Raw genomic sequence first — 15,777 nt, 5'->3', positions numbered from 1 at the left:
TTAGCCGAGTGCGCCGAACCGTGCCAGGAAGAACGCCCAGGTGGTGACGATCCCTCCCAACAGGTAGTGGGCCACACCGACCGCCCGACCCTGAATGATGCTCAGAGCGCGGGGTTGAATGGCCGGAGCGACTTTTAGCTTGTTGTGGGCCCAAACGATGGACTCAATCAGCTCCTGCCAGTAGCCGCGACCGCTGAACAGGAACATCAGGCTGAAGGCCCAGACAAAGTGAGCGCCCAAGAAGAGCAGCCCATAAGCCGACAGAGCCGAGCCGTAGGAGTTGATCACCTGCACCGATTGCGCCCACAGGAAGTCCCGCAACCAGCCGTTGATGTTAATGGCGCTGGTGGCAAAGTTGCCGCCGGTGATGTGCTCAATCGTGCCATCGGCGTTGACGGTGCCCCAGATGTCGCTCTGCATCTTCCAACTGAAGTGGAAGATCACGATGGAGATGCAGTTGTACATCCAGAACAGCCCCAGGAACACGTGATCCCAGCCGGAGACCTGGCAGGTGCCGCCGCGGCCCGGGCCATCGCAGGGGAAGCGGAAGCCCAATTTGCCTTTGTCCGGGATCAACCGGGAAGAGCGGGCAAACAACACCCCCTTGAGCAGGATCAGCACCGTAATGTGGATGGTCATGGCGTGGATGTGGTGCACCATGAAGTCCGCCGTGCCCAGCACCATGGGCATCATGGACACCTTGCCACCCACAGCCACCACGTCGCCACCAAAGATGGGGCTAACCGAGGCGCCCACATAGGGAGCGGTGCTGGCAATGGCCGAAGTGTGCAGCGACTGGATCCACTGGGCAAAGATGGGCTGCAGTTGGATGCCGGTGTCCGAGAACATGTCCTGCGGACGGCCCAGGGCTTGCATCGTGTCGTTGTGGACGTAGAAGCCAAAGGCGTGGAAGCCCAAGAACAGACACACCCAGTTGAGGTGGCTGATGATGGCGTCGCGGTGGCGCAATACCCGATCCAACACGTTGTTGCGGTTCACCGCCGGGTCGTAGTCCCGCACCATGTAAATGGCCCCGTGGGCAGCACCCCCCACCACGAAGAAGCCGCCTATCCACATGTGGTGGGTAAACAGGGAGATCTGGGTGGCGTAGTCGATGCCCATGTAGGGGTAGGGGTTCATGGCGTACATGTGCTGGGCCACGATGATGCTCAGGGATCCCACCATGGCCAGGTTGATGGCCAGTTGGGCGTGCCAAGAGGTGGTGAGCACTTCGTAGAGGCCCTTGTGGCCTTCGCCGGTGAAGGGGCCTTTGTGGGCTTCCAGGATCTCTTTAATGGAGTGGCCGATGCCCCAGTTGGTGCGGTACATGTGGCCGGCCACGATAAAGAGCACGGCAATGGCCAAGTGGTGGTGGGCTTGATCGGTTAGCCAGAGGGCGCCCGTTTGCGGATCCAGGCCACCCTTGAAGGTGAGGAACTCCGCGTATTTGCCCCAATCCAAGGTAAAGAAGGGCACCACCCCGCTGAAGATGCCCCAATCCACGCTGGGGAACATCTCCTTCATCAAGGCGGGCTTGAGGATGAACTCGTGGGGCAAAGGCACCTGATCCGCCGGCACGCCCGCATCCAACATCTTGTTGATGGGAATGGCCACGTGGATTTGGTGGCCAGCCCAGGCCAAAGAACCCAGCCCCAGCAGGCCCGCTAGGTGGTGGTTGAGCATCGATTCCACATTTTGGAACCACTCCAGCTTGGGAGCCCGCTTGTGGTAGTGGAACCAGCCGGCGAACAGGCACAGCCCGGCCATCACCAAGCCACCAATAGCGGTGCAGAGGAGTTGGAACTCGTTGGTGATGCCGGCAGCTCGCCAGAGGTGAAATAGACCAGAAGTAATGCGGATCCCTTCGAAGCCGCCGCCCACATCCCCATTCAGGATCTCTTGGCCGAAGATGGGCCAGACCACTTGGGCGCTGGGCTTGACGTTGATCGGATCCGCCAGCCAAGCAGAATAGTTGGAGAACTGAGCTCCGTGGTAGTACATGCCGCTCAGCCAGACGAAAACCACTGCCAAGTGGCCGAAGTGAGCGGAAAAGATCTTACGAGAGACGTCTTCTAAGTCGCTGGTGTGACTGTCGAAGTCATGAGCAAGAGCATGGAGGTTCCAGATCCAGGTCGTGGTCTTGGGGCCACGGGATAGGCTGCGGTCGAAGTGGCCCGGCTTGGCCCATTTCTCAAATGAGGTGGGAACCGGATCCACATCAACCGACACCTTGACCTTCGGCTCTCGCTCCTTTGGCGTAGTTGTCATCAAGAACTCCTCTCTTGCGACAAGGAACGAAGCATCCCTACCCCTTGGCAGAAGATTCCCCCAGGGCAGGACTTACCTGGCATTATAGGTCAGGGTTTGTGAGCCCTCAGTTGCTTCACAATAATTAAACGAGGGATCCCTTGTCCCATCGAGGCTGGAGTCGATTGGCAATTGTTCTTTCGATCATAGATGTAAATATATGTAACGAATTTTCAGCCAACCCAATCCGTTCTCAGGAAGGGTTGGAACTGAACAATAGACAGCAAGGGATCCCCTGGGTGGGGATGTGTGGTAAAACCCTGGCAGCCCTTTTGCAGATACCACCCTATGACCCTAGAGATTCCCCGTCGCCAATACGTCAGCAACTACGGCCCCACCGTAGGGGATCGGGTGCGCCTGGCGGATACCGAACTGATCATCGAGGTGGAGGAGGATTTCACCACCTACGGCGAGGAGATTAAGTTTGGGGGCGGCAAAACCATCCGCGATGGCATGGGGCAATCGCCGACGGCCACCCGCGCCAACGGGGCCTTGGATCTGGTGATCACCAACGCCCTGATCCTGGACTGGTGGGGCATCGTCAAGGCAGATGTGGGCATCCGGGAGGGCTACATTGTCGGCATTGGCAAAGCCGGCAACCCGAATATCCAATCAGGCGTGACGCCGGGCATGGTGGTGGGCCCCAGCACCGAGGTGATCGCCGGGGAAAACCTGATCCTGACAGCGGGCGGGATCGATGCCCATGTGCATTTCATCTGTCCGCAGCTGTGCGAGTTTGCCATCGCCTCGGGAGTGACCACCCTCTTGGGGGGCGGAACTGGGCCGGCCACAGGCAGCAACGCCACCACCTGCACCCCTGGAGCTTGGAACTTGGGCAAGATGTTGCAGGCGGCGGAGGGGTTCCCCGTCAATTTGGGCTTCTTTGGCAAGGGAAACGCGGCTTTTCCCGCAGCTTTGCGGGAACAGGTGGAAGCAGGGGCCTGCGGCCTCAAGATCCATGAAGATTGGGGATCCACGCCGGCGGTGATCGACAGCTGCCTGCAGGTCGCGGATGAGTACGACATCCAAACCCTCATCCACACCGATACGTTAAATGAGTCCGCTTTCGTGGAGGACACTATCGCTGCCATCAATGGCCGCACCATTCACACCTTCCACACCGAAGGGGCCGGGGGTGGGCATGCCCCCGATATCATTCGCATTGCCTCCGAGCCCAACGTGCTGCCCAGCTCCACCAATCCCACCCGCCCCTTTACCCGCAACACCATCGAAGAACATCTGGACATGCTGATGGTGTGTCACCACCTGAGCAAGAATGTGCCGGAGGATATTGCTTTTGCCGAAAGCCGCATTCGCCCCCAAACCATTGCCGCCGAAGACATCTTGCATGACATGGGGGTGTTCAGCATCATCTCTTCCGACTCCCAGGCCATGGGCCGGGTGGGGGAGGTAATCATCCGCACTTGGCAGACGGCTCACAAGATGAAGGTGCAGCGGGGGCCTCTGCCGCAGGACAGCAGCCGCAACGACAACTTCCGGGCCAAGCGTTACGTAGCCAAGTACACCATCTGCCCCGCCATCGCCCAAGGACTCAGCCACGTCATCGGGTCGGTGGAGGTGGGAAAACTGGCGGATCTGTGTCTGTGGAAGCCAGCCTTTTTCGGGGTTAAGCCGGAAATCGTCCTGAAGGGGGGCCTGATTGCCTACGCCCAAATGGGGGATCCCAATGCTTCCATTCCGACCCCGCAGCCGGTGTACCCCCGCCCCATGTTCGGCAGCTTTGGCCGCGCCTTGACCGAGACCAGCCTCCTCTTTGTCTCCCAGGCTGCCCTAGACCTGGGGATCCCGGAAAAACTGGGGATCCAGCGCCGGGCCGTAGCGGTGAAAAATTGCCGCGAGATCGGCAAAGCGGATTTGAAACTCAATACCGCCACTCCCCGCATTGAGGTGAACCCGGAGACCTATGAAGTGCGGGCCGATGGAGAATTGCTCACCTGCGAGCCGGCAGAGGTGCTGCCCATGGCGCAGCGGTATTTTCTGTTCTAATTTGGGTGTTCTAATTTGGGAGAGCTTGAGAGCTCTATTGAGCGTTTGATCGGTAACTCAAGCATGGGCCACCTTGTTCTCCGCCACCTCAGCAAGCGCTTCCACAAGCGAGGGATCCCTGTCCTCAGGGATTTGTCTTTGAGCGTGGAGGCAGGGGAGATCTTCGCCCTGCTGGGGCCGTCGGGCTGCGGCAAGTCCACCACCCTCAATCTCATCGCCGGCCTGCTGGAGCCGGATCCCTTGCCCTATCCGGGGGAAATCTGGCTGGATGGGATCCCCCTCAACCCTCTGCCGCCGGAACGGCGCGGCGTGACTTTGCTGTCCCAACACAGCCGCCTGTTTCCCCACCTGAGCGTGGGGGAGAATGTCGCTTTTGGCCTGAAAATGCGGGGCATTCCCCGGACAGAGCGGGAGGCTGCCGCCTTGCGCATGCTGGAGCGGGTGCAATTGCCCGGATTGGCTCAGCGTCGGCCTAGCCAGCTTTCTGGCGGACAAGCACAGCGGGTGGCCCTGGCGCGGGCTTTGGTGATTCGGCCCAAGGTGCTGCTGTTGGATGAACCTTTATCGGCCCTGGATGCCAACCTGCGCCAAGAGATGCAGGCCCTCATCCTGGAGCTGCAGGCGGAAACAGGGGTGACGACGGTGCTGGTTACCCACGATCAAGCAGAAGCCACAGCCATGGCCCAACGCATCGGCCTGATGTTTGAGGGGCAGCTACACCAGGTGGGATCCCCTGTGGAGTTCTATCAGCAGCCGCGCTCCGAGCGCATTGCCCGCTTTTTTGGCGGGGTCAATTTTTTCGATGCGCAGGCGGAGGGTCACCAGCTTCGCCTCAACAACGGGATCCGCTTGAAAAGCGCCGTGCCACTTCAAGGTCAGGTGCGGCTGACGGTGCGTCCGGAACAGGTGCAGGTGCTTCCCCAGCCGCCCGGCTTGGCCGACAATGTTTTCTTGGCCCAGGTGATGGCGGAACGCTTTGCGGGCACCCAGCGACGGCTGACCTTACAAACCCCTTGGGGCAGTCTGCAGGCTTGGGTGGCTCCCCATCAGGTGTTTGCGCCGGGGCAGGCAGTGTGGATCCATTTGCCGCCAGAGGCTCTGTGGCCTGTGGGGGTTGGCGGGGATCCCTCACCCCCGGCCCTTTTCCCAAAGGAAGAGGGGAGAGTTTGAGTTAAATCTGGTTTTAGCTGAAAGTTTGATGGGGGTGGTGGCAAGGCTATGCAACCCAAAAGCGTTTTCTGGAAGCGGCGGCAGGTGTTGGCTGGTCTGGGATCCCTGGGGGCTTGGGTGTTGGGTCAAGGCTCTCCGTTGGCCCAGAATGCCCCCCAGAACACGGTGGATCTGGGATCCCTGAGCTGGGCAGACATTCTGGAGCGGGCGCGGGGCAGCTCTGTCAACTGGGCCATGTGGAGCGGCAGCGAGGCCATCAATGGCTTCGTGGATGGCTGGGTGAAAAGCCAGTTGCAGGAGCGTTATGGCATTCGCTTGAACCGGATCCCGCTCACGGATACCGTTGAAGCAGTCAACAAGGTGATTGGGGAGGTACAGGCCGGGCTGCGCAGCGGCGGCAGCATCGATCTCATCTGGATCAATGGCAACAACTTCCGCACCCTCAAGCAGGGGAATTTGCTCTTCGGCCCCTTTGCTGAGAAATTGCCCAGCTTGACCTTCTATGATCCCGCCGATATTGCAACGGATTTTGGCCTGCCCACTGAGGGCTATTCTGCACCTTACACCGGCAACTACTTTTTGATGGCCTATGATGCCGAACGGGTACCCAATCCCCCCCAGAGCTACGCCGAACTGTTGGCTTGGGCAGAGGCCAACCCAGGGCGATTTACCTACGTGGCCCCGCCGGATTTTCATGGCAGCCGCTTTTTGTTGAGCGCCTTCTACGGCGTGACCGGGGGCTATGCTCAGTACAGCGGGCCGGACTTCGATGCCGATCTCTGGGCGCGACAATCCCCTGCCCTGGTGGAATACCTGAGAAAGCTGGATCCCTTCCTGTGGAGACAGGGCCAAACCTACCCGCCCACCTTTGCCCGCCTGGCGGAGCTTTTTGCCAACGGCGAAGTGTGGCTCATCCCCACCTTTATCGATCAGGTGATCTTACGCAAGGGCAACGGCCAATTTCCCCCCAGCACCACCCCCTATGGGATCCCGGGCACCAGCTTGATCGATCCCTCGTTCACGGCCATTCCCATCAATGCGGCCAATCCTTGGGGGGCGATGGTCTTGGCGGAGGTTTTGGCCAGCCCGGAGGGGCAGCTGGAAAAGTTCAAGCCGGAGGTCTGGGGGGATCTGCCGCTCATTGATGTCAGCCGGTTGTCTGCCGACTACCAAACAGCTTTTGCCCAACTGGAGGCTGCCGCCGGGATCCCCATTCAAGAGGCCATTGCCGGGGCAGTGCCCATCGTGAACTCCGAATACACGGTGCAACTGGAGGCCCTCTGGCAGCAACAAGTCTTGCCGGGATAGGGGTCAGGTATGCCCCTCACCCCCAGCCTCTTTCCAAAAGGGGAGGTCTTCTGACATTGGGGGTGGGCCGGGCAATGGCGGAGCAGGATCCTCACCTTGGGGCAACCAAACTTGGAAATGCGTCCATCCATCCGAGCTGTTGACGGAGATATTCCCCCCCATATGCTCCACCAGTTGCTTCACCAAAGCCAGCCCCAGGCCGGTGCCGCCGTGCTTCCAGCGATCCGATTGCGGGATCCGGTAAAACTTTTCAAAGATGCGGGGCAGCTCTGGCTCTGGGATCTCGCTGCTGTTGCTGCAGACGAAGAGGATCCCCTCTCCTTCTGAGACAACCCGCAGGTGGATGGATCCCTCGGGGGCCGTGTACTTGATGGCGTTGTGCAGCAGCTCGCGCAGAATGCGCCCCAAGCAGGTGGGGTCGGCCCAAAGCGAGGGGATCCCTGCCTCCAGGTGCAGTTGCAGGTGTTGATGTTTGGCTTGGGCCAAAGGCTGAGCCCCGTCCAGCAAATCTTGTAAATACCGCGGCAGAAAAATATTCTCTGGTTGCAGCAGATACGTCCCGGCTCCCAGCCGTCGCATATCCAGCAGGTCGTTAATGAGCTCGATTTGCCGGTTGCACTCTTTCAGGGCAATGGTGAAGTAGTGCCGCTGTTTCTCGGGGTTATCGCGGGTCATTTGCAGCATTTGCAAGGCCATGCGCACATTGGTCATGGGGGTGCGCAGCTCGTGGGAGACGGTGCTGAGGAAATCATCCTTCAGCAGATTCAGCCGCTCCAATTCCTTCACCTGCGCTTGGGCTGCTTGGTACAAACGGGCTTGGCGAATGGCCAGGGCACATAGGTTGGCCACCTGATAGGCCAGTTGAATCTCGTCTTCGGAAAACTCTTGCTCCGGCAGCCGCTCCAACAGCAAAGCTCCCAGCCGCTTCTCTTTGTCCCAAAGGGTGCAGGCCAGCAGCCGCACCCAGCGTCCTTCCTTCCGACAACAGCAGTGGATTTTCCATTTCTGCTGTGAGGAAGAATGGGACTGCAGCAGGCGCAGGAACTCCGGGTCGCTGGCGTAGTCTCGGCCATGCAAGGGATCCGCCCTGTCGCCCTGAGCTGCATCAGAAGAGAGAAGGGGGGAGTAGCAGTAGCCGGGGATCCAGGTTGACCCATCTTCTAAAAGCAGCAGGATTTGGCAGCAGGTCAGGCTTAGCGCTTCGGCAAGGGCTCTGACCACTTCTTCCAGGATTTCCCCCTCGTTTAGGCTGACCACCATCCGGCTGCTGATGGCGCGCAGCACCCCCTCAAAATACAAGGCTTGCTGCAGCTTGGCCGTGCGCAGCTCCACCTGGGCTTCCAGCTCCCGGTTGAGGGCTTGCAACTGTTGTTCTGCCCGCTTTTGCTCGGTGATCTCCCGCCCCACCGACAGGATCTCCACCAAGCGGCCTTGGCTGTCGAAAATGCCCTGATCCACCCAGCTAATCCAGCGGGACTGGCCGTTTTCTCCGGGGTACTCCCGCTCGCTGCAGTAGAAAGGATGCTCAGGCGTGAGAGCAGCAAAAGCTTGCAACACCTTAGCCTGCTCTTCTTCCGGCAGCCGATCCCGCCAAGGTTGGCCCACCACCTCCTCTGCCCGCCGACCGAAGAAGCGCAAGTAGGCAGGATTGACATAGGTGATGCAGGTATCGGGCCGAAAGCGGCAAATGAGCTCTGTCTGCTGCTCCACCACGGCGCGGTATTCTTGCTGCTGCTGCCAGAGACGATCCAGCAGGGCCTGCTGAGCTGCTGCCGCCTGCTGCCAGGCTTTGGTTAGCGTCTGCACCTCCTGGATGGGGCCGGGATCCAAAGGGGGCCAGGGCTGGAAACCGCTTTGGATAAATTGCTCGGCTACTTGGGTGAGGCGGCGCAGGGGACGCAAGAGAGCTTCGCCGAGGAGGATCCCTGTCCCCAGCATGCTCAGCAATAGCCCACCCCCCAGCAGCGCAGCCTGTTGGGCGCCCCGATGGACTTCGGCCAGAAGGGTTGCCTCTGGGATCCCGTACACGAAATAAAAACCTAGCCTCCCTTCACTCTGAACGGACTCCACCTCCGCCCAGTAGGGGATCCCGCCAACCACGAGGCGCAGCGGATTTTGAGAAGAGGCCGTCTCCCAGGAGCCCACCTGCTCTCGCACAGCCACCAGCAGCGGATGGGGAGCAGGCTCCGCCGTACTGGCCACCACCTGCCCTTCCTCGTCCAGCAGAAAACTCACCTCTGCAGGAGAACGGCCTTCTAGCCGCTCCAGGAAGGCTTGAAGCTGCGCAATGGACAGGGAAGCCACCAAGCTGCCATAAACCCGTCCCTCCGAGTCGGTCAAGGGTAGGGACGTCACGATCAGCCGCTCTGGATCCTGGGCAGGAAGCTCCGCAAAAAATCGGGTTACCACCCAAGTGTCGCGGATCCCTTCCGGCTGCAGGAGCTGGGGAAACCAGAACAACCGCCTCAAATCCACAAAGCCTAACTGCCTCCTCAGGCCAGTGGGATCCCCTGTCTCTGGATCCCGTTGGCAGCCCTGGACGGATCCCGGCAAGAGGCCGGGTGTGTGGTAAGTCCAGATCGACCCATCGGCGTGACGGCGGGCGATCACAAACCCCCCTTGAGCCGAGACAAAGCCGACATAGCTGAGCTCAGGAAATGGCTGCAACTGGCGGGCAAAGTGAGCTTCCAGCACCTCCAGATCGGCTGGGCTGGGGGTTGTCAAATCGGGCAGCAGCTCCCCTCTCACTGCCCCTTGATTGAGGGCATTGATCTGAAGGGGGATTTGCAAATATCTGGCAAGATGCTCTTCGGTGCGGTCGGTAACTTCCCGCCTCAGTTGCTCCGTCAAGCGCAGCGCCAGGTGTCGCCCGCCCTGCCAGGAGAGATAGGCCACTCCCCCCACTCCCCCTGCTACTGAGAGCACTAGGGGCAGCAGCAACGCCACCCGCAAAGGAATGGAGCGGAAAGGCCACCGGGATCGCACTTCAGAAGAACTAGAGGAAGACAGCATGGGATCCCTCACAGAACCTCAGGCTTGGGGAGGTTCCAAAGCCCGCTGCAGAGTGCCAAGGCCGATCTCGGCCGCAATAGCCAGAAGGGCCACTGGAACCGCCCCCACCAGCAAGATGGCGTTGTCATAGAGAGCAAACCCCAGGGTGATAAAAGTGCCCAGCCCTCCCGCGCCGATAAACGCTGCTAGCGTAGCACTGGCAATCACCTCAATCGTAGCCGTTCTAACACCGGCCAGGATCACCGGCAAAGCCAAGGGGATCTCCACGTGCCGCAGTACCTGGCCAGGAGTCATGCCCATGCTCAGGGCAGCTTCCCGTAGGGCCAGCTCAAGGCTGCGGAAGGCCACATCCGTGCTGATCAGAATGGGGGGCAGAGCCAGAAGGGTTAGAGCCACAACTGCCGAACGGAAGCTGAGGCCGAAATAGGGGATGGCCAAAAACAAAATGGCCAAACTGGGGATCACCCGCAGGCTGCTGAACGCATTGATCACCACCAGAGAAAGCATCTGGGAGCGGGAGCTGAAAAAACCCAGCGGCAAGCCCAACAGCAGCCCCATTCCCAAAGGCACCGCCACCAGTTGCAGGTGTTGGACGAAAGCTTGAAACAGCATGTCGCTGTGGTTCTGGGCGTAGGCCAGGGAGCGGGCCAAAAGGCTCATCTAGAGGTGTGTGGATGACAGAGGGATCCAAGACAAGCCCCAGTGTAGCGCCGGCAGGCGATCTTGACAGTGCGGAATAGTGCAGAGCGGGGATTTAGCACCAATCAGGGAGATGGGGTCACTCCAATTTCGGTCTCCGACCTGCTAACGCGGTGCAATCAACCTCAACTTTCTCCCAAGGATTAGAACCCACAGCGCCGCCTGCCGACAAAAATAACCATCTGTTTCACTGCCCATCTGAGTTGCCATCTCTATCCTGCTGATCTTTCTCAATCTTGTCTGGATCCCTGTTTGGGGGGTGGTTGGCTTCTCGCTCTTGCAAACGGCGGATTTGGGAGCGCACCTGCAAAGCAATCTGTAAAGCAGTCTCTAGGATACGACCCTGTTCGCTGGCCTGCTCGCTCACCTGCAGAGCTGTCAAAGCTGCCAAGTTATCGCCGAAGAACTCGCTCTGCTGCTCGATCAGGTCTTCGTTTTGCCGCAAGATCCGTTCGGTTTTCAAGGCACGGATGAGATCGGCCCGGGTCAGTTTCAGGGCTTCGATCACCTCAGCCCTCTGGGCCAGCTTCACCTCGGGGTTGCCCGCTTCCACCAACTGGTCGTTGACGTGGATGGCCTGGATGATTCGGTTGTAGCGATCCACTTCCCCCAGCAAGTTCAACAGCAGCGGCATGCGACGGCTGCGGAAAATCCAATAGGCTTGGCCCAGGGCGGCAATAGCCGCCAGGATCCCCCATTCCACCGGCCAAGTGCCCCAAGTGGCCTGTAGGCCAGGGATCCAAATCCGCCCCACCAGGGTAAGTAGGGATCCCCCTGTCCAGAAGGTCAAGAAACGCAGGAACAAGTCCAGCGTCACCAGCAAGCGTAGGAGATCCCAGAAAGCGGAGAACTGGCGCAGACGGTCTTTAAAACGACGAACGGGCCGAGGCCGATACAACCAAGCCACCGGCACTTGAGAGAGGTTTTGCACTTGAGCTGGAGAGATGATCAGCTCTTGCAAGTCCCGCTGCATCGCCATTTGCTCTGCTGAGGCTGGGAAGTTTTCCCATTGTACTTGCGACCTTGAGCAGCTTGGGCTTGCTCAGGGATCCCTTCCCAGAAGGGAAGCTGCCTGGCCAAGTCTCGATAGAATGGGGTTCGCTGGGCTGTTTGCGTCTTCACGCCCTCGTGCTCACGTTGTAGGGCAACAGTGAGACACAAGACAGCTCGTCAAACGCAAAGGAGAAGAGCAGGGTGACCAGCCAATTGCGCCAACTGAAGGCCCATCTCGCTGAACCGGAAAACTTTGCCCCCTACGGACAGGTCATTTGCCCCACTCCCGATCACAAACCCTTCGACAGTCAAGATGCTCAGTTGTTCTTGAATCAAGGGCAGCCCCGCTTTTACATCATGCGCTTGCCTCGCCGCGGCCTCAAGTTTACTCAGATCACCCACCACATCCGCTGCACCCAGTGCCTGGGATCCCTGAATGGCAAGGAGTGGTTTATTGGTGTTGCACCGCCTGCCGATGAGCTGCACGTGGATCAGATTCAAGCCTTTCGGGTGCCTGGGGATCGCTTTATCAAGCTGGAGATGGGCACTTGGCATGCCGGCCCCTATTTTGACCACGAAGAGTTCATCGATTTCTACAACTTGGAGCTGGCCGACACCAACATCACCGATCACGAAACCATAAACTTACTCCAAACCTACAACCTGGAGTTCCAGATCACCCCCTGACAAGCTTTTGGGGATCCCTTATCAATCGGGCAAAAAGCAGCATTGATCACAGCAATCTTTCGCTTGAGCGCAAGAAGAGCATGCCTCTAACCCCCAAAACCCTGAACTTTGCTGAATTTACTGAGCTTTAGGCGGTTTGGCAAAAGTCATTGAGAGGGATATAGTAGACCAAGTTTCCCCCTGATCCTTGAGTCCACCGCAACGGTTGCCGGGAAGTGAAGGGGGAAAGCGCTCGGGGGGTATTCCTCAGGGCTTTGCGGGATACCGCCTTCCTGCTCAGAGATAGGCAGGATGCGATCGCTTCCTTCCTGAACCATGTTCAGGAGAGTTCAGCGTGAATGTATCAGTTGTGGGGATCCGTACTCCACTATGGGTGGAGAGAAAAAGTGGGCTTGGATCCCAGTCCTGGTGGATGTAGCCGACTTGGGTGAGCGTTCCTTGACTTGGGCTTAAGTTATACCCTTGTCGGCATGAGTTTTGACGCTGTGGCCCACTCGGCCAGGTGATAGAACAGGGTCAAACCCAACAGCATTTGGGAGGTTTGTTGTCATGGCTACGTTGCAACCCAAAGTGACCCACCAGCTTTTGGCGGCCTTAGCCCTGTTTGCCTGTCTGGGCTTGTTGCCTGCTTGTGGCGAGAGCAGCAGCAGCACCGTCAGCCCCCCCAGCATCACCCCCACCCCCACCGGCTCATAATTCGGCTGGTTTTTGCATGCCCTTGCAGCGGTTGCCCAAGTTGGTTCAGCTTTGGGCTTTGAGGATCGCGGGGATCTTTTGTCTTTGTCTGCTGGCGGCCTGTGGAGGATCCCCTACCTCGATGGAGCCACCGCGGGCAGGGGAAGTGCCGATTGCCAGCTTCCTGTGCCGGTTGGATCGCCAGACCCGCAGCTTCACGGGGCCTATTTACGCCGAACAGCCCCAGGTTGCTACCTGCAACCCCGGTCGCCTTACGCCTGCAGCAGCCCAAAAGATGATGGATCGGCTGAATTTTCTACGGCTGTTGCACCAGTTACCGCCGGTGAAGCTCAATCCTCAGTTCCTAGAAGCCGCCCAGCAAGCGGCCTTGATGCAGGTAGCCAATGGTACTCTCAGCCACCAGCCGCCCCCTTCTTGGCGCTGCTTTACCCCTGCTGGGGAGGCGGGATCCCGCTTCAGCAACCTGGCGGTTGGGCCCATCCTAGAGCTGAACGGCCCCGATCCAGGCCGGGTGTTGGCGCGGCAGGTGGACATCTATTTTGCCGAGCCAGGTCGAGAAAACTTTGTGGATGTGGGGCATCGCCGCTGGAACCTGTATCCTCAGTACGCCCAGGGGGCCTACGGCATTGTCTTTGACCCACGGGCTGGACGGGTGACCCAGGCCAACGCCAACTGGATCTTCGGTTTTGACGAGTCGGTGCCAGATCCAGAGTTCATCGCCTTCCCGGAGAAAGACGGCTACCTCTACCGCCTAGAAGGGTTTTCCGGCCAGCCCCTGTCTGCCTACCGCTGGTCTTTCTCGGTGCCCAGCCGTGGCGGCAAGGCTGATCTCAGCCAAGCCCAAGTCCGCATCACCGATGCCCTCAGCGGCGAGCCGGTGCCTGTTGGAGATCTCCGCGTGGGGGATCCCGCCTTTGGCCTGGAAACTTTGACCTACTCCGTGGGTTCGATCCAGCCCAATCGCAACTACACCTTTGAAATTAGCGGCATTCGCCTCAACGGTGGCCCCCCCCACAGCTACCGCTACACCACCGCTCTCTACGACTGCGATCCCCAAACTTCCCAACGGCCCGCACCCCTCACCGAAGGGCTGGGGATCCCGCCCCGTCTGCTCTGGCAGATGGAGCCTTTCAACTCTTTCAACCCTCTCAACTAGCTTTTCCTCACCCCCAGCCCCTTTCCCAAAGGGGAAAGAGGGGTCTGCTGCTCCTGGAAGCCTGACTTTATGCATAAAGCGCAATTCGAGAATGACAAAACTGCATAACCTGTTACAAAGTGTAACTGCCAATACCAAAGTTAACGGTTCGTTATCGCTAGGGTAGCCAGTGTTCACCCCACGGCAGCGATCATGGCGAACCAATTTGAACGCCTCAAAAGCGAAAAGGATGGGCTGGCAGTCAAGGCCGAGCTGGAGGCGTTTGCCCGGATGGGTTGGGAGAACATTCCTGAAGACGACCGGGATCACCGCCTCAAGTGGCTGGGGATCTTCTTTCGCAAGCGCACCCCAGGTCAGTTCATGCTGCGGCTGCGCCTGCCCAATGGGATCCTAACCAGCGGCCAAATGCGGATGTTGGGCGCAATCATCCACCCCTATGGAGAACAGGGCGTAGCCGACATCACCACCCGGCAGAACCTGCAACTGCGCGGCATCCCCATCGAGGAAATGCCCCAGATCCTGGGCTACCTGAAAGAGGTAGGCCTGACCAGCATCCAGTCGGGCATGGACAACGTGCGCAACATCACGGGATCCCCTCTGGCCGGTATTGACCCGGATGAGCTGATCGACGTGCGCGGCCTCACTCGCAAGGTGCAGGACATGGTTACCAACAACGGCGAGGGCAACCCTTCCTTCAGCAACCTGCCGCGCAAGTTCAACATCGCCCTCTGCGGTTGTCGTGACAACTCCGTGCATGCGGAGATCAACGACCTGGCCTTTGTGCCCGCCTTCAAAAATGGCCGCCTGGGCTTCAACGTCCTGGTGGGCGGCTTTTTCTCTGCTCGCCGCTGCGCCGAGGCAATTGGCCTAGATGTCTGGGTGGATCCCCGCGATGTGGTTCCTCTGTGCGAGGCGGTGCTGCTGGTCTACCGGGATCACGGCCTGCGGGCCAACCGACAAAAGGCACGGCTGATGTGGCTCATTGACGAGTGGGGCCTAGAGAAGTTCCGGGCGGCTGTGGAGCGCCAGATAGGCCACCCTCTGCCCAGGGCAGCGGAAAAAGACGAGGTGGTCTGGCACAAGCGGGATCTGCTGGGGGTGCATGCCCAGAAGCAGCCGGGCCTCAACTTTGTCGGCCTGCATGTGCCGGTGGGGCGGCTCAACGCCCTGGAGATGATGGAGCTGGCCCGCTTGGCGGAGGTGTACGGCTCCGGGGAGCTGCGGCTGACAGTGGAGCAGAACGTGCTCATCCCCAATGTGCCCGACTCCCGAGTGGCCCCGCTCCTCAAAGAGCCGCTCTTGAAGAAGTTCTCCCCCAACCCAGGGCCCTTGCAGCGGGGGCTGGTGTCGTGTACGGGCAACCAGTTCTGCAACTTTGCCCTTATCGAGACCAAAAACCGGGCTGTGGCCTTGATGGAGGAGCTGGAGGCGGAGCTGGAGATCCCCCAAACGGTGCGCATCCACTGGACGGGCTGCCCCAACTCCTGCGGCCAACCCCAAGTAGCCGATATCGGCCTTATGGGCACCACTGCTCGCAAGGACGGCAGGGTGGTAGAGGCCGTGGACATCTACATGGGGGGAGAGGTGGGCAAAGACGCCAAGCTGGGCGAATGCGTGCGCAAAGGGATCCCTTGCGAAGACCTCAAGCCGGTCTTGGTGGAGTTACTCAGGGAGCACTTTGGGGCCAGGCCGCGTCAGCATCCGTCCGCCGCCCAGGCTTCTGTTTTGGTAACCCGCTAGCG

General features: G+C 59.5%; 11 protein-coding genes. 7 read left to right on the top strand and 4 right to left on the bottom strand.

Going from position 1 to position 15,777, the window contains the following annotated elements:
• Positions 1–2,268 (bottom strand): photosystem I core protein PsaA, encoded by a 2,268-nt coding sequence (psaA, locus tag ACVWY9_RS09115; protein WP_414351196.1) that lies wholly within the window; start codon positions 2,266–2,268, stop codon positions 1–3.
• A 327-nt stretch (positions 2,269–2,595) separates the two neighbouring features.
• Here psaA and ureC point away from each other — a divergent pair, with 327 nt between their 5' ends.
• The 3 genes from ureC to ACVWY9_RS09100 all read left to right on the top strand — a co-directional run bounded on the left by ureC (position 2,596) and on the right by ACVWY9_RS09100 (position 6,792).
• Positions 2,596–4,314: an urease subunit alpha gene (gene ureC / locus ACVWY9_RS09110; RefSeq protein WP_457388140.1), complete on the top strand. Its 1,719-nt coding sequence runs from the start codon at positions 2,596–2,598 to the stop codon at positions 4,312–4,314.
• Between the two features lie 63 nt (positions 4,315–4,377).
• Positions 4,378–5,484, top strand: a complete 1,107-nt coding sequence (locus tag ACVWY9_RS09105) for an ABC transporter ATP-binding protein (protein ID WP_457388139.1) — start codon at positions 4,378–4,380, stop codon at positions 5,482–5,484.
• Positions 5,485–5,532: 48 nt separating this feature from the next.
• Positions 5,533–6,792, top strand: a complete 1,260-nt coding sequence (locus ACVWY9_RS09100) for an ABC transporter substrate-binding protein (RefSeq protein WP_457388138.1) — start codon at positions 5,533–5,535, stop codon at positions 6,790–6,792.
• Positions 6,793–6,795: 3 nt separating this feature from the next.
• Here ACVWY9_RS09100 and ACVWY9_RS09095 read toward each other — a convergent pair whose 3' ends face one another.
• The 3 genes from ACVWY9_RS09095 to ACVWY9_RS09085 form a co-directional block, all read right to left on the bottom strand.
• Positions 6,796–9,804, bottom strand: a complete 3,009-nt coding sequence (locus ACVWY9_RS09095) for an ATP-binding protein (protein WP_457388137.1) — start codon at positions 9,802–9,804, stop codon at positions 6,796–6,798.
• Positions 9,805–9,822: 18 nt separating this feature from the next.
• On the bottom strand, positions 9,823–10,464 hold the full coding sequence (locus tag ACVWY9_RS09090) for an ABC transporter permease (protein ID WP_457388136.1): 642 nt from the start codon (positions 10,462–10,464) through the stop codon (positions 9,823–9,825).
• Positions 10,465–10,690: 226 nt separating this feature from the next.
• Positions 10,691–11,482 (bottom strand): hypothetical protein, encoded by a 792-nt coding sequence (locus ACVWY9_RS09085; protein WP_457388135.1) that lies wholly within the window; start codon positions 11,480–11,482, stop codon positions 10,691–10,693.
• Positions 11,483–11,697: 215 nt separating this feature from the next.
• On the opposite strand from ACVWY9_RS09085, the gene ACVWY9_RS09080 reads away from it, so the two are divergent.
• The 4 genes from ACVWY9_RS09080 (at position 11,698) to ACVWY9_RS09065 (ending at position 15,775) form a co-directional block, all read left to right on the top strand.
• Positions 11,698–12,183 (top strand): ureidoglycolate lyase, encoded by a 486-nt coding sequence (locus tag ACVWY9_RS09080; protein WP_011431703.1) that lies wholly within the window; start codon positions 11,698–11,700, stop codon positions 12,181–12,183.
• A gap of 549 nt (positions 12,184–12,732) precedes the next feature.
• Entirely contained in the window at positions 12,733–12,879 is a 147-nt protein-coding gene (locus tag ACVWY9_RS09075) for a hypothetical protein (RefSeq protein WP_187147246.1), read from the top strand.
• Between the two features lie 16 nt (positions 12,880–12,895).
• Positions 12,896–14,035 (top strand): CAP domain-containing protein, encoded by a 1,140-nt coding sequence (locus ACVWY9_RS09070; RefSeq protein ID WP_457388134.1) that lies wholly within the window; start codon positions 12,896–12,898, stop codon positions 14,033–14,035.
• 192 nt (positions 14,036–14,227) lie between these two features.
• Positions 14,228–15,775, top strand: coding sequence for a ferredoxin--nitrite reductase (locus tag ACVWY9_RS09065; RefSeq protein WP_457388133.1), 1,548 nt, complete (start codon positions 14,228–14,230; stop codon positions 15,773–15,775).
• Positions 15,776–15,777 lie beyond the last annotated feature (2 nt).

This window comes from Thermostichus sp. OS-CIW-31 (assembly GCF_054060305.1).
The sequence above is the reverse complement of the archived record's forward strand: the minus strand, read 5'-3'. Positions and strand labels throughout refer to the sequence as shown.